The following is a 20,992-nucleotide window of genomic DNA, read 5'->3' on the forward strand; positions in this document are numbered from 1 at the left end:
TAATGGATAAAATTCCTATTCTGCGGCTGGGCAATTTTTTACTGGTTACTATCCAGGTTGATTTGTATGATCGGCTGGCACTTAACCTGGAGGCCGACCTGGTGCAGATGGTAAATAAAACGAATGCCAGGGGTGTTTTGATAGATATATCGGCGGTAACCATTGTCGATTCATTTATGGGGCGTATTATTGGCAATATCGCCAGTATGTCGAAAATATTGGATGCAGAAACTGTAGTTGTAGGCATGCAGCCTGCGGTTGCCATTACGTTGATAGAACTGGGCTTACCGCTTAAAGGAGTGCATACCGCTTTAGATATGGAGCGTGGCATGAGCTTGCTAAAATCGATGATTGATATAGATGACGAAGACATAGATCAAGAATCGACCGATGATGATATTATCACTCAGTAAAGACACCGTACAGGTACTAAAGGAACAGGACGTTGTTTTTTTAAAAAACCGGGTGAAGGAAGTCGCCGTAAAAATTAAAATGGGCTTGGTCAATCAAACTCGTCTGCTTACCGCAGCCAGCGAATTGGTACGCAATATGATGCGCTATGCCAACGGCGGTGTTTGCCAGATAGAGATTGTTTCAAGCGGCCGTAATAACGGTGTCAGGCTCATATTTTCTGATAAAGGGCCCGGTATTCCAGATATTGACGCTGCGATGCGTGATGGTTTTTCTACAGGCAAAAGCCTTGGTCTGGGTTTGCCGGGTACCAAACGATTAGTGAACGAATTTGATATTAAGAGTAAAGTTGGCGAAGGCACAACTGTTACCATTATAAAATGGGCCAATGGTTGATGCTACACATATAAGTTTTGCCGCGGACGACCGCAGCTATTTCTCGCTGATTAAAAAAGAGATTCACAGGCTGGCAATTGAAGCCGGGATGAATGCAGGCCGCATCAACGAGCTTGATCTCATTGTTGCCGAAATGACATCAAACCTGTATAAATACAGCGACGATGGCGAAATATTGATGGGTACTTTTGCAAACGCAGGCTCGCCATATATTGAATTGATCAGCATTGATAATGGCCCCGGAATGGTTAACCCAGCCCGGATGATGGTTGACGGGGTTTCAACAACAAACACTTTAGGACATGGTTTAGGTAGTATGAAACGCCTTTCGGACACTTTTGAACTTTATTCTCAACCGGGTTGGGGAACTATCGTGCTTAGCCGTGTTTACAGCGACCCGGAAAAATTAAAAGCAGATGACGACGTAATTATACGACCGATAGTGGTATCCAAGCCGGGCGAAAAAACAAGCGGCGATGGCTTTGTTTATAAAAAAACAGACAAATACTTAAAAATGATGCTGGCAGATGGCTTGGGCCACGGCCCTGAGGCTAACAAGGCGATTAACGAGGCGGCCGCCGCATTCAAAGTATTCCCGGATTACAGCCCTACCGAAACATTGCGCTTTATTCACGCGAGTATTAAAAAAACACGTGGAGCGGTAATCAATGTGGTGGGCTATCATTATGGCGAAAAAAAATGGTCATCTGCAGGTATAGGTAACATTGCCGCACGCATGTTTGGGCCTGTAATTTTCAAAAGCCATATGTCGTACAATGGCATTGTGGGCCATAATATACCTAATACCATGAACGATCAGCAATACCCGGCTGATGAATTTAACCAGGTTATGCTTTGTTCTGACGGAATTAAAACCCGGATCGATCTGGCAAAATATCCGTTAATGTACAAATACGATCTTTCCGTTTTAGCCGCCGCCATATATAAAGACCATGCACGTAAAAACGACGACATGTCGGTGATCATAGCAAAAGTTAAGTAAAATGACAGAAGTAGTAAGCATTTCGCTCGAGAATGAAATGGACCTGGTGCTTGCTCACAAGCGGTCGATGAAGGTTGCCGAAAAGCTTGGATTAACCGTAGCGACACAAACAACATTTGCCACCGCTGTATCCGAAGTGGCCCGGGCCGTTATTGAATACACCGACAACGGCACGCTCACTATAGGCATCGAACAAAATAAAACGCGGTACGCTTTAAAGGCTAATGTAACCTTTAATAGCGAAATTAAACTAATCGCAGGCGATGAAGGTTTTTATTATGCCCAAAAGTTAGTGCCCGAGTTTGAATTAAGCGGCGAGAATGGTGCTTATGTTATAGATATGAAGCTGGGACTACCGCGGTCATTAAAGCTTGACGCAGTTAAGATCAGTATACTTAAAAAATACTTTCACGAGGAACAGCCCCTTAATCCTTACGAAGAAATAAAGCGACGAAACTCGCACCTGCACAAACTAACCGCAGAGCAGGAAGAGGAATTGAAACGGACAAAACTGATAGACGAAAAGAAAACCGAATTTATCTCCATTGCGAGCCATGAGCTTAAGACGCCTCTAACCGTTTTAAAAGCCTTCACTCAGATGGCCAAAAGCACGAAAGAACCGGTTTCCGATCGATTGAAAGGATTATTGAATAAAATAGACTTGCAGTCTAATAAGCTAAATTCTTTGGTTCAGCAACTGCTTGATATCTCGCGGGCCGAAAATGGCAATCTGCAATATAACATGCAGCAAGTAAAGCTTAATAGTTTTATCGTTGACCAATTGGCAGTTATGCAAAGCATTCTACCTAACCATATTATTAGCAGCTCTTTGGGCGATGATGCCGACGTAATGATCGATATCTTAAGGATGGAGCAGGTTTTTTCAAACCTTTTGGGCAATGCGGCCAAATACTCACGCACTAATACAAGCGTAGAAGTTAGTTCAGCCTTCAACAGTGATGGTCACATTACCATATCAATTAAAGATCAGGGTATTGGTATGTCGGCCGATACGATGACGTCCATTTTTGATAAATTTTACCGCGCCGAAGATGTCAGTAAAACCCACGCCGGATTGGGTATGGGGCTTTACATCACTTCAAAAATTGTGACCGACCATGGCGGTAAGATCTGGGTAGACAGCAAAGAGAATGAAGGATCTACTTTTCATTTCAGTTTGCCTAATTGTGAAGTTGCCTGAGTGCACTTTGACTAAAAGTTTTTGACTGCTACCAGCCAATTCTATTCCTGCCGAGGCGATCAAAAAAAGCCATGGATTATTAAACATTAATTCCTACCGAGTGTTGCAGCTTTACCATTTGAACCGGTATATCCATGTCTACATTATCCGAACGATTAATTGAATTTAATAGCGGCCGCCTGCCCGAAATGGTGGCGCTGAAATATGAAGGTATGGCCGAAAACCATTTCCGGTTTTTCAGGGGAACCTGTCATTTATTTTATGAGGATTTAGCCAAAGCTTCGCCCCTGCCCCTCTCACCATTAGGTTGGATCTGCGGCGACCTGCACATTGAAAATTTTGGCAGTTATAAAGGCGATAATAAGCTGGTTTATTTCGACCTGAACGATTTCGACGAGGCCGTACTCGCCCCGGTTTGCTATGAACTGGCACGGATGACGGCCAGTATTTTTATCGCTTTTGACAATCTTGGTTTCAAGCCTGAAAAAGCTTTAAAAATGGCTCAGTTGTATATCCGCGATTATGCGAATACATTGTTGAACGCAAAAGCGATCAGTATAGAACCGCGTACAGCAAGGGGAATTGTGAAGGAGTTTTTGAACAGGGCAGATCATAGCAATGAGAAAGATTTGCTAAAAAAGCGCACCATCAGCAAAAAACGGAAGATCATCCTTTCGCTGGAAGATGAACGCCATTTTAAGCTGGATAAAAAGCTAAAAAGCGAACTGAAATCCCATATCAATGAATGGGTACAGAACAGTGATGATGGCCCTTACAATTACGAGGTTATCAGCACGGTTTTTCGCCTGGCCGGAACCGGAAGTATCGGCGTAAGGCGTTACCTGTTCCTTTTAAAAAGTACCAACACGAAAAACAAATACCTGATGCTGGATATGAAGCAGTCCATGCAATCGTCAGTGTATCCTTATCTGCCGGTACAACAGCTGGATTGGCCTAATGAATCGGAACGGATTATCAATATCCAGAAACGCATGCAGCAGGTGCCCGCAGCCTTGTTAAGTACCACCAGATTTCGCGGCGATACTTTTGTGATCCAGGAACTGCAACCGGTTAAAGACACTATTAAATTTAAACAATTGAATAATTACCGGGATATGTACCAGGTGATCAGTGATATGGCAACACTCACCGCTTCCTCGCATTTGCGGAGCGGCGGCATGCAAGGCTCTTCCATTATTGATGATCTGATCGCTTTTGGGAAATCGGAAGAGTGGCAATCACTACTGATAGATTATGCGGAAAATTATGCAGCGAAGGTAAAATCCGACTACAGGCAGTTTATCAAGGATTATAAAAAAGGCTTGTTTAAGCAGAAACTTGCAGATGATTTTATTAAATAACGCATGTGTGTTTACAGCAATCGCCGATAGGGACATCCTCTATATGAAAAACCTACGAAGAAAGTATCCGATAAAGGAGCAAAAAATACCGCCAAATAAAATAGTTAGGATCTCTTAACCGGATTTTTATTTATTATATTTATTGCTCAGTCTTTATTCTCCCACGTAGATTTTATGGAACTATGCGCTTTAACAAAAGAGGTGGCTGTTGCAGCCAATCTCTGTTTCGATCAGGAAGTGCATTTATTTTTACGCGAATGGGTTAACGGGCATCAGCAAAATACACTGTTGCAATTTCAACAACCCTTTGATGAATATATCATAAATGACGCTCTGCGGGATTTCTTTTTAAACACGAGGCACCCTATTCAGCAGTTATTAAAAAACCGATTCATTGCCAGCCATTTAGGCCGCCGCTCAAAATTGGTGTATTTTGATCCCCTCAGCGGTGATCCCTTATTGGCGGCTACGGAGCAGCGGATATATAATCTTGCCCGCCGTATGGATAGCGAAAGTATGCATGTGCCGTTCCGCGCTATTCATCCTAATAAGCAGACAGAAGCAGGAGATACGGCCGATATCAGCACTTACCCAATAGGCTCGGCACTTTGCTATAACAGTGGCAATCATTTTATGAGCCGCCCTGCAAACGGGAATGTTTTTAACGAGAACAGTAAACGTTGCACAGCGAAGTCGGAAGACCGGCTGCACATCCTGTTTAAACGCGGTTTTTTAGAAGACAGGTTGCAGGATATTAAAATACTCGCCGCCACTATGCAAAACGAATGCGTAAATGTACCGCAGTTTTTTGTGATCTACAGCAGGCATTCGCAGCAGGAAGGGCATTTCGGCAGTTCTTTAGTAATCATGGATCCGGCGAATCCTGACTTTCCAATGCGGGTTTTAGTTTGTGATACCTTGCTTAAAGATCTGCCGCAACATCCGCGCTGGTGGAATTATTTCATTGAAGAATATTCGAACGTTTTCGGCCCGGGTATAACCGAAATTATAGAAGACCTCTCGCATCCACTGCAAAAGGTGAACGTAAAAGGTGATCATCCCTATAACCACGATTGGGACTGCCCCTATTATGCGGCCAGCATGGCCGAAGCACTGGCAGATTTGGTGAAAACCGATCCGGGCATGCTGTTAAATGGAAGTCTGGAAACCATCCACAACGCGATGAAAAACCTGATGCCGGATTATTATAAAAAAGATCACGAGTTGAAAGACAGACAGGAGATCCGCAAGGCAAACCGTTCAAGGCGTTGGCTAAGCGGACGTGAGGTGATCAAAGACCTGGTAATTGAAATCAACCGGAAATCATCATACGAACTTTAATTGAAATGAAGGCTTACCGGGAGTCGCAGCAAATTAATCCAGGATAATATACCACTGATTGTCGTTATTTAGCGCATAAACCAGGCCGTCGCTCATTTCATAAATATCACGGCCATACTTTTCACTATGATAGATCTTTTCATCGCGAATCACGGTACCGTCATTTTTTATCCGCAAAAATAGCAGTAATGCGCCAAGATTAGGCGCGACATCTTTGAGATGCCGCGCCTCCCCTTCTTTAATAAATGCCGAACTCACGCTTGTTTAAGTTTTGCTTCCATGCTCTGAGTAGTGTGTGGCACAGCAAGCAGGCGCTCTTTAGGAATCAGTTTACCCGTGGACCTGCAAATACCATAAGTTTTGGTTTCAATACGCATCAGAGCGGCTTCAAGCTGCTCAATAAACTTTTTCTGACGTGCTGCCAGTTGATTGGTTTGCTCTTTCTCAAAAGTAGCTGAGCCATCTTCCAAAGTCTTGCCAGCTATCGCGGCATCGTCGCCATTTGAGTTAGCAGCGCTAAGTGTTCCAACCAGTTCTTGTAGCTCTTCTCGTGCCATACTGATCTTGTCTTTAATCAATATTTTAAACTCATCTAATTCTTTATCGTTGTACCTTGTTTTAGTATTTCCTTGTTGCATGATGAGGTTAACAATGATTTATATAAATGGTTGCATATAATCTAAAAAGGAGTAGCTATACTGCAATCCAACAATTAAAGCCTAATCAAGATGGCAAAGGCATCTCGCCAAACGATTTGCCTTACTTAAATTTCATTCAAAAATTAACGAGTCTGTTAAACCAATAAATCAAATTGCAGCTTTTTAAAGCTTGTAATTTTAAGTATTTACTTGTAGAAAAGTATCCCAACTCTCGCAGCGGCAGTAAACCGACAATACATGTAGTGTAAATAAGGATGGCCCGAATTTGCTCACTGTTAGGCCAAACAACCTGCTCATCGTGACCTGGCTCAAATCAAGGTTTGTTTCCTTTTTAATTTGAGCAGTTAGTGATGCTATATCCGCCAAGCCAACCGATTTCAGCCCTGCTTTAACATATACCTGCTTTTTCAATAATTCAATTTCCGAGCCTAAACGCTTTAATGACACTAACTTCTTCCCTTCTGATTTTAAGCCTATTACGCACTTAAAATCAGAAGGTTGCTTTTATTGTCTAATAAATACACAATAGAAAAAAGAGAACGCTCAAAAGCCCATTTTGAACTTTTTAATTATCGATTCTTTTCTTGTCTAAGGCTATTCGTCATCTTCTGCATCGCTTTCGGCTTCCGCTTTTTTATCCTCCTCAAGCAAGTTGGTACCTATCGGGTTAGCAGCAAGTAGTTTGGCAAACCAGGCCAGGTTAGTAGTCATATAACGAAGCGTTTTGTTGGTGTACAAATAACGTTCCCCACCGCCCTCAACGTAATCTTTTTCGCCGCCGGCCATTCCAACCCAATACGCATTCACATTTGGAGGAATAGTAAAGCCTACTTCCTGCAGCGCCCAAAGCACCTGTGCGGCACAACTATGAGCGCCATCTTCATTACCGGTTACCAAACAGCCTCCTACTTTGTTATAGGGCATGTATTGGCCGTTTTCTTTGCTGCTTAATTCTTCATCCCGGAAGATAGCGTCAAGCCGTTCAATTACTTTTTGCGATGTGGATGCCAAATTCCCCATCCATATAGGGGTGGCAATGATAAAGATCTGGCAGGCTTTGATTTTTTCCAATATAAATGGCCATTGGTCGCCCTCTCCTTCATCCGAAGAGTTGCCGGTCAAAACCTTGTAATCGTTCAGTCGGATGACCTCGGTTTCAAAACCTTGTTCTTCCAATTGTCCTGCAGCCTTCTCCGCCATCGCACCGGTATTAGAAAAATCTGGGCTGCGCTTAAGTGTACAATTAATGATTAATGCTTTCATAAGTAGATTTGTAGATTAAACTTTATTTGCCTGGAGCATACTCGCCTAAACCACCGATCTCCCCCTGATTACGCCCAGAAGCACGGCGATAACAGCGATAACCAATAAGATGTGAATTAAGCTACCTGCAGCATAAGCAAATGTCCCGATGGCCCAGCCAATTACCAGAATAACGGCGATGATGTAAAGTATAGAGTTCATGTTTAATATTGTTAAAATGTTCATACCAACAAGTTGTTAAAACCCGATATTGTTTTGTATTTATAATTAATTAATTTTCAAACAAATACATCTTTCATTCCTTTGTTGGCATACAACTCCTTCAATGAAACAGAAAAAGAACTTATTCGAGCGCTTTTCAAACTGGGCGACGGCAGCTACCGGTAGTTCTGCGGCTTTTATTATGGCAATTGCCGCTATCGTCATTTGGCTGTTAACCGGGCCGTTGGCTAAATACTCAGATACCTGGCAATTGATCATTAATACAGGTACAACCATCATTACATTTCTGATGGTGTTCCTGATCCAAAAATCCCAGAATAAAGATTCAAAAGCCATTCACCTGAAGCTGAATGAACTTCTGGCAGCGCACGAAGGGGCCAGCAACAGGATGGTTGATATTGAAGACCTTACCGAAAAAGAACTGGACCATCTGCATAAATTCTACCAACAGTTATCAGATCTGGCTGAAAATGAAGATGATATTACCTGTACCCATTCTATTGATGCAGCGGGTGAAAATCATAAATTAAAAGCGGTGCGCTACAAGAGAAAATAAAATCTGACTATCACTGATTACTGATATTCTTAATCGTTTGTTTACCCTGCATTTACAGATCAGTAAAGCTATTTGATGTTAATTTGGAAAGAGAATCATTGATCAAGCTCACGGCCTTCAAGTGCAGGCTTGGCTCGCCACTCTTCATAACAGCTAAAAGCAAACGCTTTTTCGACAGATATTTCAAAGCGTGTTTAAGATCGTACCTTAGTACCCAACGGATGTTGTAGATCAGGTCAGCATATTTAACGGTTTGTGCAGTGGAGCTAATAGCGGCTAAGCGTGCAGCCTCTCTCGCTTTCCTATCCTTCTTTTTTAATTCGGGATAATTTTTTTTCGTGAACACGTCCGTCAGTTCTACAGTACAATTCACGATCAGGTGCGCTTCACGGTCTGTATAATCAAAACTGATTAGTGCCGAAAAGAGTTCTGCCTCAGTTGTTTCGGTATCTTCAAAAAGATCATGACAAAGGCCAGTTTCGTAACCCAAAGGGGTTATGGAGGCTAACTCGGCAACAGCAATAAGATGATCGATGTAATGCTCGGCGGTACCCCTGATCAGCTGACCTTTGTGCCGTTGTTTTATCCAGTCAAGTAATTTATCCCTACGGTTCATTTAAGCTTATCCAGTTTAAAATATCCTAAATGGATCTCATCCTCTGGCATATTGCTTCCATCGCCGAAAACGATGTGGTATCTGGCTTTCAGGGCCGGCGAAAGCAAATCCTGAATATTGTGAACACTATCAACATCGACACCATATTTTTCATCAATATGAGCGGTGGCGATGCCCTTTAACGAGTTGGTTTTAAAAAACAGGCTTTTTTTTGCGAATTGGATAGCAGCTTGACGGCTATTTTGTACCGTGAGCATTGTGTAGTGCTGTTCTTCCAGCTTTCCCGTAGTGTAGCCGCCAAGATTTAAAAAGAATAGTTTGTTAGTGGATACAGGACTTTCACCGTTTAAAGGAACAACCTGCACTGCAAAACCATCAACCTTAGTTACTTCCCGCCAGCCGTCAATGTGCAGGCTACCACCCGCCTCCGGCCAGAACGCCCGGACTTCTTGCACTAAGTCGGGTAAGCTTTCGGCAATGCCAAAAAAGTAATCATGTTGTTCAACTACCCTGTCAGGCGCTTCGGCTCCTAACAGTAAAAGGTATAACTTCATACCATTAATCTTTCAATAATAATACCAGATACCTCTTCACTAAAATCAAGACCGGAATAATCCGGATTATACCCTCCGATATAGGGCACCGCCATCATATAGATCCGTTCATTAAAAGCTCCATATGCATCCATTACCTGGAAATGATCATTGATAGTAATGCCGGAGACTTTTAAATAGTAATCGCCCCGTTCATCCTTCGAAACCGGCTTACCTGAGTTCATTGCCTTCAGCCCTTCGTCTGCAGATTGAAATTTGAGTTTGGCTGGCGTAACAGTTCGCTTTTCAATCAGGGTTTTAAACGGAAGGTCCTCAAATGCTAAATGCGGTTGGCCTACGCAATCTATGTATGTTTGATAGTGTACATTTTGCTCGTTTTTTTGCTCGTCTATATAGTGGTAAATGGCACCACCTCCATTATTGGGTTCTACCCTACTCTCATTGCCAACCGGGATCAGCTCCAACACGCCTGCCTGGTGTAGCGCCAGTAACTCTTCGCTCGAACTTTGAGGTATATAAGCGATAACGATCGAAATAAGTGGCGTAAGGGAATGCTGTAACCGCTGCATATCCTCGGCAGAAAGATGTTTGGCGGGATAGTTTAAAGCAAAACTTAAAACCCCCAGCATTTCCTTCCAATAGATGGATTTTTTTTGTTTGATAGATCGCTCAGCTTCGGCATATTCAGCCTTTAATAATTGGAAAGGGTCGAGTTCCTCGCGCAAAGCCATCATATTATCCACAAATTCTTCAAGGCGCATATCTTTGATCTTCTCATAAAACCCCGGTTCTTTTTCCTTTATTGGCAATTTAAAATCCCGTTCAAAAATATAATCCAACGACAAAAACCCATCGTTGTCTTTGATATGTATTTTGATCTCTTCTTTGCTCAGCAGGCTATCATTTGATAGATGCGAATCTTCCAAATGAAAACGTACCGCCGGCAGCATGCCATTCCGGGTATGCATCACCATTTTAAAATCGGGATGTGAGGCGAACGGTGTATAAAAAAGCTTGCCATTTTTGTCTTTATCAAACGTACCGTTATGCCGGGCAAGTGTCCGGATAGCATCGACCGCGGTGAGTGATGAACCTTTAATGGCAACCGGGTGGTTAAGCTTTAGGGCGAGTTTCACCGGCGGATACGGCGAATCAAAATAATTGGGAATGCTTCCCTCATGCTTTCTCGGCCAGTTATGGCCGGTGCAAATGATCACGTGGTCAAATTCGGATTGCTCGCCATCCTCGGTTTCTATAATTACCGACCCTTTTTCAGGCCGATCAATAATATCTGATACGGTGGTATTGTAACGCACATCATAAGTTATACCTGTTTCCCGGGCCTGTTTTTGCAGCAGGTCGAATTGCGCGCTGAGATATTGGCCAAACAACAAACGCGGCAGCACTTTGTACTCGTTAAAACGGGCGGCATCCATATGGTATTTATCCAGCGTATCTTTTGAAATCGTCTTAACCCAGTCATCCAGAGAAGTGACCAGGGGTGGTATCTCATTACCCGACACATTGGTAATGTGCTCATCATTGGCGCCTTCAGCACTATAAGGCATACCTGATCCTAATTTATTTTTACGCTCGAAAATGGTAATACTCAGATCTGTGTTCCCTGTATTGACCAGTCGCTTGAACATGAACAGGCCGCTTGGGCCCCCGCCCAGTATGGCTATGCGTTTTTTACCTTCCAATTTATTAAGACTTGGGGGTTAGATAAATGCTAATATTAATCGTGGCGGCTAATTATCTTTTAGTTGGTTCCAGAGCGCGGGGTTATCGCGGATATCGCTCAGGTGTTCAATCACTTCCTGCACTTCATCATTATTCAATTCCCGTTGTCCGTCTGCAGTATAAGTGAAGAGTTTACCAGGTAATTCAAATGTGATGTAACCGAAATACTCAGGATCGTTAATTCGTTCGAGGTGCAGGGTACTTTCTTTGCTCCTGCTTATCAAAGGATTACCGGCGCCGATATCGAGAAAAATACTGTACGTATGGGTAATTATCGTATGGCCATTCAAATGAGCAGCTGTATCCGGGATAACCATTAATGGGTAACCTTGTTCAAGTTGAAAAAATAGTGGGTTCATGCTGCTGTAAATGTTTACAGCTACTACAATATGCAGCATGTTTAGTTTTAGCCAGGTAACCTAAAATATTAGTAAATAATATTTTCTCTTATAAATTAAGTAAAAACATTCATTCTGAAACCATTATGAACAAAAGATACAGCTCACCGGTCTCGGGTTTATCGTAGGTTTAGCGGGAGCTTATTTTGCCGGAACCATCAGCAACTTTAATGGCATAAGTTGATCGGATGGCCATAAATGCAAAAAAAACAATTGTGCTGATGGCAAGTATAATGTAGATATAGTCTACGGTTTTAAATGAGTTCTCTTTGGTCTTAATATGTCAAGAATTCAAATATAACTATTTCTTTTACAGGCATTAAGAACACCTCACTCCGTGTGGCTTTAATCGTAAATCAATGATATTAACGCCATTCCTCCATCGGGTTGTACGCAACCAGATATTGTAATTCGTTAACGTGAATAGCTTTCAATGGAATAGGTTCTGTGAGCGGAAACGAGAGGGCCGTCTCAACCATGCTTAGCATTCGGGCAAGTTGCTCAATACCTGGTTCAACAGATACGCTTACACGATATTGTTTCTCAATCGCTATTTTATCGGCTTTACTAACCAATTTCAATTGCCATGGCTTATCTTGTTTAAAACCATGTTCTATTGCTATGTTCCGTAGATCAAACAAGTATTCCATTACCTGCGTGTTAATAAGTCCCTTTGTCTTCAATCTTTTTTCTTTTTATTAATTGTTACACTCTCGCCTGATGCCGATTTTTTGCCTGCCTGATAATCTGAAGTCGACTTATTACCGCCTACTGCGGGAGCCTTTTTTACGTTTTTACTACCTTTATCCTTACTCATGATTGTTTTTTGATTAATACCATTTCAATGTGCGTTTGCCAGGAAATCACTTCAACAATTTCATAAAATTGTGTTTGTACATTCAACCCTTATTTGTGACCATCGAGGTTAGAAACAACAAAAAAGCATCCAATTTTATCAATGGATGCTTCAGCGAATTTGATATTGTGATGATTAGATTACTTTAACATTGATCGCATTAAGACCTTTGCGGCCCTCTTCTACATCGTAAGCTACCTGGTCATTGTCGCGGATTTCGTCAATTAAACCTGTAACGTGCACGAAAATTTCACTCCTGTTGTCATTTTGCGAAATAAATCCAAAGCCCTTTGTGGCGTTAAAAAATTTCACAGTTCCTTCTTTTTGCATTATATCTTTTTTAATAAGTACGCAAGGTACAAATTAAATTTCGTTATTTATTTTTTATTTAAAATACTTAACAAAAAGTTAAATTGATCACTACGTATGATTTTTTTTTCAATTTGAAGCCTAATGTATCCTCATGCCTCGACTTATATTGGGTAATATTCAGTCTTGCCCGCTACACTAAAGAAGGAATGAAAAAGAAAGACGGCAAAACTGTACCGAATTGCGTCAAAGATTCTTCCAAAAAGGACTAATTCAAGGTAAGGAATCATTTCAAGAGAACAGTATGGTCTCTATAGAGCTATTACATCATTCCGATACATTCCTTTTCGTCGACATTCTCACTAAAATAGTTGCTTAAAACATCTATATATCCTATATTTATAATAATAAACTAAGTAGCATAATAAGGTCTATTAGTAGCCATTTGGTGAGCACATAGTGAGCAGTGTAAAAAGCCAAAATATTGATATTGAAAGTGAGCCTGTTACGTGATTTTTCACGTTCCCTCCGGCTCCACCCGAAGGGATTTTCTCAGGAAAATCCCTTTTTTTATCTATTATCAACAACTCTTTATCTCTCATTATCAGCTCGTTATGTGCAAGTACAGGCACTAGTGTAGGTGTTCGATAGATGCCATTTTTATAGTATAAATTGCTGTCGAACACCTTTGAAACAAAAACTCTCTTTTCAATGGTATCTGACTGATTATAAACATATTTCAAGTCTCCAAGATGATGCAAATGCTCTTCAGAATTTTGTAACCTTGGTCTTGATCCCGTGTATACCGTTCTATATAAGCCTTAATAGTAAATATCTCGGTATTATAGGTCGATGACCAACGTTCATAGGTATCGCGACCAATTTGATTACCAATCCATTTCTCTTCCAGTGAATGCAATTTCTCTTCCAGTACCGCTAGCTCTGATTTTTTACGGTTTATAGTTTCGCGTTGTTCTTTAAGCCTGTTTTCTAACGATCCATCGGCAGTGTCTTTAATTCTATTAATTTGTTCACTGGACAGGCTGATATACTCCAGGATCTGCTGAAACTGATCATGAGCCTTGATAGCACTTATGTTGTTATGCTTCGAATGTTTGCATTTATAGTAATAGTACCAGTTGCCGGCTTTTCCCCGGGAGGATACACCTTTTCAATATCAGCTGGTCAAAAGGTGGGATGCGCACTGTTTTAATACACCGTGCAGATAACCTCACCGGGCCTTATGAGAGTAATGGCCCCTGAAAAAGGCGCCTGACCGCCTTTTCAAAACAATACTGGGATCATACTGAATATTCCCGGACGGTTGGTTGCCCTTCAGGTACCTGTGAGTTTTTGTCAAGGTTATTATAGCATACCAAAAAAGGGTCGGATTTATGCCAATGAAAGTCTGATTAATATAATTCTGCCAAAAGTGTTTTATATAATTTCGTGCAACCAGATAACCATATGACAACCTCTGTGTAAAAGCCTTTATAAACTCGAAGATGGTTGTGATGTCAATTATATAGATAGCTAATTCTGAAAGTAAATTATGTTTAAGCAAAAAATAAAAATTATTGCAACCGGGCTTACGTTAACTTTCATGTCTTATTCTTCTGCTGTAAAAAGCCAGGAAATGGGCGACGCGGAAAGAAAATCAATGGAAAAAGGTAAAATCTACCCCTCATTAAAGGGTGTAGGGCAAGGTGTATCCGGGCCGGGCTCTAATCTTCCGCCCGAAAAGATGCAATGGTGGGAAGATCAAAAATTTGGGATGTTTATACATTGGGGCTTATATGCAATTCCGGCCACGGGCGAATGGACCATGTTCAACCAAAAAATACCGGCCGAGGAATACGCCAAATTAGCAGACCAATTCAATCCGAAGCATTTTAGCGCCGCAGAATGGGCTAAAGTAGCGAAAGAGGCGGGTATGAAGTATATGGTAATGGTAAGCAGGCATCATGACGGTTTTGCCCTTTGGAACAGTCCTTCAAGTTATAAGCATTTTGATAGTTGGGAAACTGCCGCTCACCGCGATTTTGTAAAAGAGTATACAGACGCCTGCCGCAAAGCGGGTTTATACGTAGGTATTTATTACTCGCCACTGGATTGGCGTTTTCCCGGTTATTTCGACCCCAAGGGGCTTCCTGACAACGCTGCCCTGCTCAAGAAACAAACGTATGGGCAGGTAGAAGAGCTAATGAAAAACTATGGCAAAATAGATATTTTGTGGTACGATGGTGGCTGGCTGGCGCATAAAGGTACTGATGCCGATGCAGCCTGGTTCTGGGAACCATTAAAACTTAATGCCATGGTACGTAGCTATAACCCCGATGTGGTTATTAATCCAAGATCAGGAATGGTGGGAGATTTCCAGACCGATGAAGGCGGCGCGGATGTTAAAGGCCCTATTATTCCCTTCCCATGGGAAAAATGCCTGAACCTTAACGAAACGAGCTGGGGATATAATAAAGCCCAACGGTTGATGCCGCTGGAAAAAATTATAACTATGCTTGTTAATACTGTTGATCGAGGCGGGAACATGTTATTAAATGTTGGGCCAGACCCGGATGGTGTTATTCCTCCAACGCATGTGGACCGGCTGAAAGAAGTGGGCAACTGGTTAGCGAAAAATGGTGAGAGTATCTATCAAACTCGTCCCGGGCCTTTTCAACCCGTTGATGATTTTTATGGTGCTACTTACAAAGGCAATAACATATACATCCACCTGCTCAAAAAATCTGAGGGAGAAACTGTTATTAAACTACCTCCAGTTAAACAGACTGTTACTATGTGTTCAGTGTTACATGGTAAAAAAGTTAAATTTCATCAGGATGCAACCGGTATCAATCTCGACCTGGGCAAGGAAGAATTAGATCCAATCGTAACCACTTTGGTGTTGAAAACAAAAGGTAATTAACAGCCCACTAATTATAATAAGCAATTAATTGTGCAAGAGATTTAAAAAAACTCTTGAGAGCGGGGCTGTCGCATTTTAATATTGAGTTCTTAAAAACTCGCGCCATTAAGCGTCCACGCTCCCGTAATACGTTATAAACGTAAGCTTGGACGCTTGGTCGTAGTTCAAGCGAAGAGCGCTTGAACTTGCGAAACATAATTAGAATGCGCCCCCTCTTGAGACTATCGTGTGGATACATCTTTAAAGAATTGTCATTACGATAGAGCAGCGGTGGGTTGAGTAATGGAGCGAAAGAGAAATCTTCTACATCGGGCTCTACAACTATACTTGTAAAACCAGGGCGTAGAAGATTTCTCCTCACCTCTGTCGCACAAACCCCACCCTGGCTCGTCGAAATGACATTTTTTTATCAATGATAAGATTAAAAAGATGTGTCTAACAGATGTAGCCAACACATGGCCTACCGGAAATATCGGCGTCAGAATAGACGACTATATGTCCCGGCCACATCAAAAATGGACAACCACGGCAGTACCTGACGCGGGAGGATATCCAAACAGCCCGTATTATTAAATAGGAATAGACGGAACCGACGGGGTATTGCGTTCACGGCCGAAGCTGAAGTAATAACACTACCGCCTTTTACCGGCGCACCCGAACAACTATGGCGAATAGACCAATTAACCGATGGTGCCTACCGGATAATGCCAAGACTATTCCTAATTCAAAAGAGTCGCTGGTGCTGGTATCTTCAGGCGATAGTACGCTGACACTCGCAAAATTTGATATGCGCAGTGATAATTCAAAGTGGACATTTAATACCGATTGATTTTTATTTTGCAAAGACAGTGTTAGATAGCTGATATTAAAAAACAAGAAGTCGCCTCATAATTGCTATGAAACAGCTTCTTGTTTTTTTGCCTTTTTAAATTGTCAATATTCCTCAATATTTAATGACATAACCATTGGAAAAAGGCATGCTAAAAAGGCAATAATACTACTTAACAGTTACATTATATTTTCACAAAGCCCCATTGCTGATTGCGGCTTCCAGAGTAAGTCCATTGATCAACAGCAATGCCGTTATTAAGCGAAGCGCCAGTAACATCCAATGCCTTACCGCTATTGGCATTAATGATCTTATAATATCCATTGTCGGTTATCTGAATCGACCATTTTTGATTTGCGCCTCCACTGTAATCCCACAAATCTACCTGACCACCGTTACCTGTGTTCCAGCCATAAACTTCCAGGCATTTTCCGGTGGCATGCATAGGAGTTAACCTATAGTAGCCGCCGCCTGCATCTTCTACTTTAAATTGCTGATTTGCGCCTGCTAAATAATCCCATTGGTCGGCCTGCGTTTGATTAGCAGTGCCCCATCCGGTAAATTCCAACGCTTTAAAACTGTTCCTGCTATAGATCTGGTAAACCTGCCCAACCTGGATGGTTGACGAAGTATTATTTTGCGTTCCCTGTACTACTGCAGCCAGGCCCTGTTGATCGCCTACCCCATTTGTTTGCCTGTTAATGATCCTGAACGCATTATTACCGGCCGATCCGTCATCAAAGTAAAATGGACGTAAACCATATTGTAATGCCTGGTGTGTGATGTAATTAAGATAGTATGCTCTGCCGGCAAGGTGCAACGTTAATGCATCTCCAGAAAGCGTTTGCTGGCGGTGAATTGCTCCATACTCCCCCAGGATAACCGGAATGCCTTTATCAATAAATTTTGACTTCATCAGTGGAAACTCGGCAACGGCATCTGACTCTTCACCCCAGGTTGCATTTCGTGAAGCATCGCTTGTAGAATGGTAGCCACTACCCCAATAATAGAACATACTGCCCCAGCTTGCATCTGCGGTTAAACCTGCAAAATTAAAGGGAGTATAATAATGCACCTCCACCATCAGCCGATTTGATGCCGGATCAGTAGGTAGGGTATTCATTAAATTATTAGTGTTGTCAATACTGGTAGAGGGCCCCTGGATAAGCAGCACCCTGTAACTATTGTGCCCGCCTGTGGACCTGACCGCGTTAACAAACGTTTGATGATACGAAAGCAGCACACTCATCCCTGTGGCGTCTGATACAGCAGGTTCGTTGGCACTGGCAAAAATCACGTGTTCATCAAAACCACGCATTTGGGTAGCTATTTGTTCCCAAAAAGCCTTTTGTTTGGCGTTAACATCAGCCTGCGCGGCGGTAGTACAATTATTTTCCAGCCATCCGCCGTCCCAATGGATATTTAATATCACATACAAACCGTCGTTAACACAATATTGAACAACCTGCTGCACTCTGTTGAGCCATGATTGTTGAATTTGCGCTGTACTGCTGTTGGCATACTGATCCCATGAACAAGGGATACGAACAGCAGTGAAACCGGCCTTTTTAACCTGGTCGATAAGCGCCTGGGTTACCGTAGGATTTCCCCATGCCGTTTCGCCACCTGTAGCTTCGAGTGTATTACCAATATTCCACCCTAACTGAAATTTTGCGGCAAGTTGGGCTGCAGTACTGGTTACTCCTGCTTGGTCGGGCGCAAGCGGCGAGGTGTTGTAGCTCGGGTACGAAACGCTGGTTACTTTCAGTTTACCCGCATTTGTATTAAGCGGTTTAACGCCCTGATTAAAAGTCTCCTGTTTTTTACAGCTTGCTAATCCGAATACTGCAATGACGCATAAAAAATAATTTAAGTTTTTCTTCATAAGAAATTGGTTTAATTGACGATGTCATCGTCGTGATTAATTGGTTTATTGAGTGTGAAGTAGTAGACAACGAGGTTAAAAGGAGGAGATGTATTCTATTAACATACAGGCTTATATAGATGATGTTAGGAGTGGTTGTAAACAAGAAACCATTTAACCGCTTGCACAATGTGTAAGTACCATTTTTTGCAGCAACTGCATTTATTAAAAAAATCAATAATGCAGTTGCTATTCTGCGCAAAGCAGAGGCTAACGTTAATTTCATTTTCACAGACAAGAATAAAAACAGGTTTGAACCGGTTTAATTGGTTAATTTATTATCCTAAAGGCAAAGGATAATTAATAAAAAACAGATGCTAAATCTTCAAATCACAGCCTTTAGAATAATGGCTATATTTTTAATTAGTACCCTGGTTTATTAATTTGGTACTAAAATTAAGTTGCTACCGGAGCACAAAAGTTAAAAAATAGGGTGCAGAATGTTTCCATTTGCAAAAAACAGCATTTGCAGGCCTTTTTTCTTCAGAAATACCCTTTTCTTCCTAAAAAAGGAGTAATCTTATTAATTATGAAAGCTCTTTTTCTTGATTTGTCAAATCGGACGGTAGGATACGCTTTAGTATAGATGATTTCGGGAGCTTTTATTTTACTTATGCAACATTTCTTCATCTGTTAGGATTAGAGATAGCGTAGTTTAGCTTAACATAACGCAGGTGTTTTGTTTGTGCAGCTTGAATAAAGGGCCTATTAACTAAGGCAAACACACTGATAGTGAACACATTTACCAGCACACCCAGAGGAAATAAATTACAAAAAAAGCGGCTAACCATAATCATGATCAGCCGCTTTTTAACTGGATTTTATACTTTATTGAACGCCGGTTTTACCATCGGGCGAACGCCTCCATTTAAAATAAGTGTCCAATACCTTTAACGCCCCCGCGTCCGGAACTGGGCCGGTATGCGCAGTTTGGGAAAAGTACATAACCGTGGGTTGAGTAGCGCTAAATGCCGGCCAATTAGCTGAGCCGGGCCCATTGGGATCACTATACTTCGCAAAGTTTGTCCAATAAGTACTCATCGCATCCGAGATATTCAGATCTGTTTTACTTGTTTGCGGATTTGAAGCGTCAAGCGTTCCGAACACATAAGCAACTTCCTGTGCATGCGGCGATCCGTAACCCTCTTGAGGGGAACCTACGGGATATTCAGGGTGTTGATCGAAATAATAATAAAAAACCTTCGATTTGCCTCTACTTGCCTGTAAGGTAGCCCAGCTCCATGTTTGCCAGCCAAATGCCGCATCACGAGTCAGATCGCGGGCTGTTTTCGCAACCGTACCGGTGCCGGAAGGATAAGTCTTAATTAGTTCATCGGCAAACTTTCCATAGCGGTTCCGTACGGCGGTAATATAATCTTCGGGGGTTTTAGGCGGCGAGAAACTGGCGCCTTCGTCAGAGTTGTAGCCTATCAATACAGGCGTATCGTTATACTTGCCAGCCTCATAAAGTTTATGCTGATCATCGGGAATTACCCAGCCATCAACAATAGGCCATGCCAGCCCGCGTACTCCCGGAAGCTTATCAGCATCCACTTTTCGCAAATCGGCTATTGACGAAACCCCGGCACCTTTAACATAGGCCTCACCTGCAGCTTCCGCATCATGCAGGGTTTTCATATTTTCGCCCGGATAAGTTGTGATGCGTGTAGGGCCAAATGAGCCACCGCTTTCGGAAATAGCGCCCACAAATAATCCTTTAGCTAACGGACTTGCACATAGCATGCTAACTGCGATCCCCCCTGCCGATTCACCGAAAATAGTAACCCTGCCAGGGTCGCCACCAAAAGCCGTTATGTTTTCCTTAATCCATTTAAGAGCAGATATCATATCGAGCAGGCCGTAGTTGCCCGATACGTGGTTCGGATTTTCGGCACTTAATTCGGGATGTGCCAAAAATCCGAGCTGGCCTACGCGATAAGCGATACTTACCAGCACTACACCCTTTTTCGCCAGCTTTTCGCCATTATAACCAGGTTCGGCAGTGCCACCCCAATTAAAAGCCCCACCGTAGATCCATACAAGTACCGGAATTTTGTCGCCCGGCGACTTAGCCGGCGACCAAACATTCAGGTACAGGCAATCTTCACTTTTTCCTGAAAAAGGGGCTGCTCCCTGTATGGGTTCCGGCGCAAATTTATCGGCCATACGGATGCCGTCCCATTTTGCAGCGGGCTGTGGGGCACGCCAGCGTAACTCGCCAACCGGCGGCGCAGCAAACGGAATACCTTTATAAATTGAAAGGCCATTTTTAGCTGTTCCCTGTAGCAACCCTTCTTTCACCTTAACCAGGGCGGGTTGCGCATTAACAACTGTAATAGCAAGTACTAAAGTAAATGAACAAATCAAATGTCTCATAAAATCATAGTTGACTGACTAAAACTAATTTAAGCCCTTTTGATTCACAAC

Annotated in this window: 22 protein-coding genes; 9 read left to right on the plus strand and 13 right to left on the minus strand. The window is 42.3% G+C overall.

Features of this window, described 5'->3' with window-relative positions:
- The first annotated feature begins 2 nt into the window (after nucleotides 1-2).
- The 6 genes from BMX50_RS03790 to BMX50_RS03815 all read left to right on the plus strand — a co-directional run bounded on the left by BMX50_RS03790 (nucleotide 3) and on the right by BMX50_RS03815 (nucleotide 5,713).
- The gene (locus tag BMX50_RS03790) at nucleotides 3-413 is read left to right on the plus strand and encodes an STAS domain-containing protein (protein ID WP_091207842.1); all 411 of its coding nucleotides are present in this window, start codon (nucleotides 3-5) and stop codon (nucleotides 411-413) included.
- Nucleotides 391-807 (plus strand): anti-sigma regulatory factor, encoded by a 417-nt coding sequence (locus tag BMX50_RS03795; protein ID WP_244280841.1) that lies wholly within the window; start codon nucleotides 391-393, stop codon nucleotides 805-807. The genes BMX50_RS03790 and BMX50_RS03795 overlap by 23 nt, the downstream gene beginning before the upstream one ends.
- Nucleotides 800-1,810, plus strand: coding sequence for an ATP-binding protein (locus BMX50_RS03800; protein ID WP_091207847.1), 1,011 nt, complete (start codon nucleotides 800-802; stop codon nucleotides 1,808-1,810). Before BMX50_RS03795 ends, BMX50_RS03800 begins: the two co-directional genes overlap by 8 nt.
- A 1-nt stretch (nucleotide 1,811) precedes the next feature.
- Complete coding sequence (locus tag BMX50_RS03805; protein WP_091207850.1) at nucleotides 1,812-3,011, plus strand: ATP-binding protein; 1,200 nt, start codon at nucleotides 1,812-1,814, stop codon at nucleotides 3,009-3,011.
- Nucleotides 3,012-3,145: 134 nt separating this feature from the next.
- Nucleotides 3,146-4,372 (plus strand): DUF2252 domain-containing protein, encoded by a 1,227-nt coding sequence (locus tag BMX50_RS03810; protein WP_091207853.1) that lies wholly within the window; start codon nucleotides 3,146-3,148, stop codon nucleotides 4,370-4,372.
- A gap of 174 nt (nucleotides 4,373-4,546) precedes the next feature.
- Nucleotides 4,547-5,713, plus strand: a complete 1,167-nt coding sequence (locus BMX50_RS03815) for a bromodomain-containing protein (RefSeq protein ID WP_091207856.1) — start codon at nucleotides 4,547-4,549, stop codon at nucleotides 5,711-5,713.
- 33 nt (nucleotides 5,714-5,746) lie between these two features.
- Here the strand turns inward: BMX50_RS03815 and BMX50_RS03820 are convergent, their stop codons facing one another.
- The 4 genes from BMX50_RS03820 to BMX50_RS03840 all read right to left on the minus strand — a co-directional run bounded on the left by BMX50_RS03820 (nucleotide 5,747) and on the right by BMX50_RS03840 (nucleotide 7,836).
- Nucleotides 5,747-5,971, minus strand: coding sequence for a hypothetical protein (locus tag BMX50_RS03820; RefSeq protein ID WP_091207859.1), 225 nt, complete (start codon nucleotides 5,969-5,971; stop codon nucleotides 5,747-5,749).
- Nucleotides 5,968-6,351 carry a TraR/DksA family transcriptional regulator gene (locus tag BMX50_RS03825; RefSeq protein ID WP_091207861.1) on the minus strand — a complete coding sequence of 128 codons (384 nt, stop codon included), beginning with the start codon at nucleotides 6,349-6,351 and terminating at the stop codon, nucleotides 5,968-5,970. Before BMX50_RS03825 ends, BMX50_RS03820 begins: the two co-directional genes overlap by 4 nt.
- Before the next feature lie 615 nt (nucleotides 6,352-6,966).
- Nucleotides 6,967-7,635 carry a flavodoxin family protein gene (locus tag BMX50_RS03835; protein ID WP_091207867.1) on the minus strand — a complete coding sequence of 223 codons (669 nt, stop codon included), beginning with the start codon at nucleotides 7,633-7,635 and terminating at the stop codon, nucleotides 6,967-6,969.
- Between the two features lie 45 nt (nucleotides 7,636-7,680).
- On the minus strand, nucleotides 7,681-7,836 hold the full coding sequence (locus BMX50_RS03840) for a lmo0937 family membrane protein (RefSeq protein ID WP_114940841.1): 156 nt from the start codon (nucleotides 7,834-7,836) through the stop codon (nucleotides 7,681-7,683).
- 124 nt (nucleotides 7,837-7,960) lie between these two features.
- Between BMX50_RS03840 and BMX50_RS03845 the strand changes: the two genes are divergently transcribed.
- Entirely contained in the window at nucleotides 7,961-8,413 is a 453-nt protein-coding gene (locus BMX50_RS03845) for a low affinity iron permease family protein (protein WP_091207872.1), read from the plus strand.
- A gap of 52 nt (nucleotides 8,414-8,465) precedes the next feature.
- Here BMX50_RS03845 and BMX50_RS03850 read toward each other — a convergent pair whose 3' ends face one another.
- From BMX50_RS03850 to BMX50_RS03875, 7 genes are all read right to left on the minus strand, one after another.
- A complete protein-coding gene (locus BMX50_RS03850; protein WP_091207875.1) occupies nucleotides 8,466-9,029 on the minus strand; it encodes a hypothetical protein in 564 nt (187 codons plus the stop codon).
- Nucleotides 9,026-9,583 (minus strand): DUF1543 domain-containing protein, encoded by a 558-nt coding sequence (locus BMX50_RS03855; RefSeq protein ID WP_091207878.1) that lies wholly within the window; start codon nucleotides 9,581-9,583, stop codon nucleotides 9,026-9,028. Before BMX50_RS03855 ends, BMX50_RS03850 begins: the two co-directional genes overlap by 4 nt.
- Entirely contained in the window at nucleotides 9,580-11,286 is a 1,707-nt protein-coding gene (locus BMX50_RS03860) for an FAD/NAD(P)-binding protein (RefSeq protein ID WP_091207881.1), read from the minus strand. The genes BMX50_RS03855 and BMX50_RS03860 overlap by 4 nt, the downstream gene beginning before the upstream one ends.
- A 48-nt stretch (nucleotides 11,287-11,334) precedes the next feature.
- Nucleotides 11,335-11,724 carry a hypothetical protein gene (locus BMX50_RS03865; RefSeq protein ID WP_091207883.1) on the minus strand — a complete coding sequence of 130 codons (390 nt, stop codon included), beginning with the start codon at nucleotides 11,722-11,724 and terminating at the stop codon, nucleotides 11,335-11,337.
- A gap of 365 nt (nucleotides 11,725-12,089) precedes the next feature.
- Entirely contained in the window at nucleotides 12,090-12,407 is a 318-nt protein-coding gene (locus BMX50_RS03870; RefSeq protein ID WP_091207886.1) for a hypothetical protein, read from the minus strand.
- Entirely contained in the window at nucleotides 12,404-12,541 is a 138-nt protein-coding gene (locus tag BMX50_RS34420) for a hypothetical protein (protein ID WP_167443317.1), read from the minus strand. The genes BMX50_RS03870 and BMX50_RS34420 overlap by 4 nt, the downstream gene beginning before the upstream one ends.
- A gap of 174 nt (nucleotides 12,542-12,715) precedes the next feature.
- Complete coding sequence (locus BMX50_RS03875) at nucleotides 12,716-12,910, minus strand: cold-shock protein (RefSeq protein ID WP_091207888.1); 195 nt, start codon at nucleotides 12,908-12,910, stop codon at nucleotides 12,716-12,718.
- Between the two features lie 1,531 nt (nucleotides 12,911-14,441).
- Here BMX50_RS03875 and BMX50_RS03890 point away from each other — a divergent pair.
- Complete coding sequence (locus BMX50_RS03890) at nucleotides 14,442-15,812, plus strand: alpha-L-fucosidase (RefSeq protein ID WP_208864633.1); 1,371 nt, start codon at nucleotides 14,442-14,444, stop codon at nucleotides 15,810-15,812.
- Between the two features lie 664 nt (nucleotides 15,813-16,476).
- Nucleotides 16,477-16,641 carry a hypothetical protein gene (locus tag BMX50_RS34720; protein WP_208864634.1) on the plus strand — a complete coding sequence of 55 codons (165 nt, stop codon included), beginning with the start codon at nucleotides 16,477-16,479 and terminating at the stop codon, nucleotides 16,639-16,641.
- Between the two features lie 184 nt (nucleotides 16,642-16,825).
- Here the strand turns inward: BMX50_RS34720 and BMX50_RS03900 are convergent, their stop codons facing one another.
- Together BMX50_RS03900 and BMX50_RS03905 are read right to left on the minus strand one after the other, a co-directional pair.
- Entirely contained in the window at nucleotides 16,826-18,526 is a 1,701-nt protein-coding gene (locus BMX50_RS03900) for a cellulase family glycosylhydrolase (protein WP_091207898.1), read from the minus strand.
- A gap of 867 nt (nucleotides 18,527-19,393) precedes the next feature.
- Nucleotides 19,394-20,941, minus strand: coding sequence for a carboxylesterase/lipase family protein (locus tag BMX50_RS03905; protein ID WP_091207901.1), 1,548 nt, complete (start codon nucleotides 20,939-20,941; stop codon nucleotides 19,394-19,396).
- Nucleotides 20,942-20,992: the final 51 nt, after the last annotated feature.

Origin of the sequence: Mucilaginibacter gossypiicola, assembly GCF_900110105.1 — a bacterium.
GTDB lineage: Bacteria > Bacteroidota > Bacteroidia > Sphingobacteriales > Sphingobacteriaceae > Mucilaginibacter > Mucilaginibacter gossypiicola.

What these genes read in the sequence shown, in the direction of transcription:
- BMX50_RS03790 (WP_091207842.1), top strand. Translation starts at nt 3, where the DNA reads ATGGATAAAATTCCTATTCTGCGGCTGGGCAATTTTTTACTGGTTACT.
- BMX50_RS03795 (WP_244280841.1), top strand. Translation starts at nt 391, where the DNA reads ATGATGATATTATCACTCAGTAAAGACACCGTACAGGTACTAAAGGAA.
- BMX50_RS03800 (WP_091207847.1), top strand. Translation starts at nt 800, where the DNA reads ATGGTTGATGCTACACATATAAGTTTTGCCGCGGACGACCGCAGCTAT.
- BMX50_RS03805 (WP_091207850.1), top strand. Translation starts at nt 1,812, where the DNA reads ATGACAGAAGTAGTAAGCATTTCGCTCGAGAATGAAATGGACCTGGTG.
- BMX50_RS03810 (WP_091207853.1), top strand. Translation starts at nt 3,146, where the DNA reads ATGTCTACATTATCCGAACGATTAATTGAATTTAATAGCGGCCGCCTG.
- BMX50_RS03815 (WP_091207856.1), top strand. Translation starts at nt 4,547, where the DNA reads ATGGAACTATGCGCTTTAACAAAAGAGGTGGCTGTTGCAGCCAATCTC.
- BMX50_RS03825 (WP_091207861.1), bottom strand. Translation starts at nt 6,351, where the DNA reads ATGCAACAAGGAAATACTAAAACAAGGTACAACGATAAAGAATTAGAT.
- BMX50_RS03835 (WP_091207867.1), bottom strand. Translation starts at nt 7,635, where the DNA reads ATGAAAGCATTAATCATTAATTGTACACTTAAGCGCAGCCCAGATTTT.
- BMX50_RS03840 (WP_114940841.1), bottom strand. Translation starts at nt 7,836, where the DNA reads ATGAACTCTATACTTTACATCATCGCCGTTATTCTGGTAATTGGCTGG.
- BMX50_RS03845 (WP_091207872.1), top strand. Translation starts at nt 7,961, where the DNA reads ATGAAACAGAAAAAGAACTTATTCGAGCGCTTTTCAAACTGGGCGACG.
- BMX50_RS03850 (WP_091207875.1), bottom strand. Translation starts at nt 9,029, where the DNA reads ATGAACCGTAGGGATAAATTACTTGACTGGATAAAACAACGGCACAAA.
- BMX50_RS03855 (WP_091207878.1), bottom strand. Translation starts at nt 9,583, where the DNA reads ATGAAGTTATACCTTTTACTGTTAGGAGCCGAAGCGCCTGACAGGGTA.
- BMX50_RS03865 (WP_091207883.1), bottom strand. Translation starts at nt 11,724, where the DNA reads ATGCTGCATATTGTAGTAGCTGTAAACATTTACAGCAGCATGAACCCA.
- BMX50_RS34420 (WP_167443317.1), bottom strand. Translation starts at nt 12,541, where the DNA reads ATGAGTAAGGATAAAGGTAGTAAAAACGTAAAAAAGGCTCCCGCAGTA.
- BMX50_RS03875 (WP_091207888.1), bottom strand. Translation starts at nt 12,910, where the DNA reads ATGCAAAAAGAAGGAACTGTGAAATTTTTTAACGCCACAAAGGGCTTT.
- BMX50_RS03890 (WP_208864633.1), top strand. Translation starts at nt 14,442, where the DNA reads ATGTTTAAGCAAAAAATAAAAATTATTGCAACCGGGCTTACGTTAACT.
- BMX50_RS34720 (WP_208864634.1), top strand. Translation starts at nt 16,477, where the DNA reads ATGGCGAATAGACCAATTAACCGATGGTGCCTACCGGATAATGCCAAG.
- BMX50_RS03900 (WP_091207898.1), bottom strand. Translation starts at nt 18,526, where the DNA reads ATGAAGAAAAACTTAAATTATTTTTTATGCGTCATTGCAGTATTCGGA.
- BMX50_RS03905 (WP_091207901.1), bottom strand. Translation starts at nt 20,941, where the DNA reads ATGAGACATTTGATTTGTTCATTTACTTTAGTACTTGCTATTACAGTT.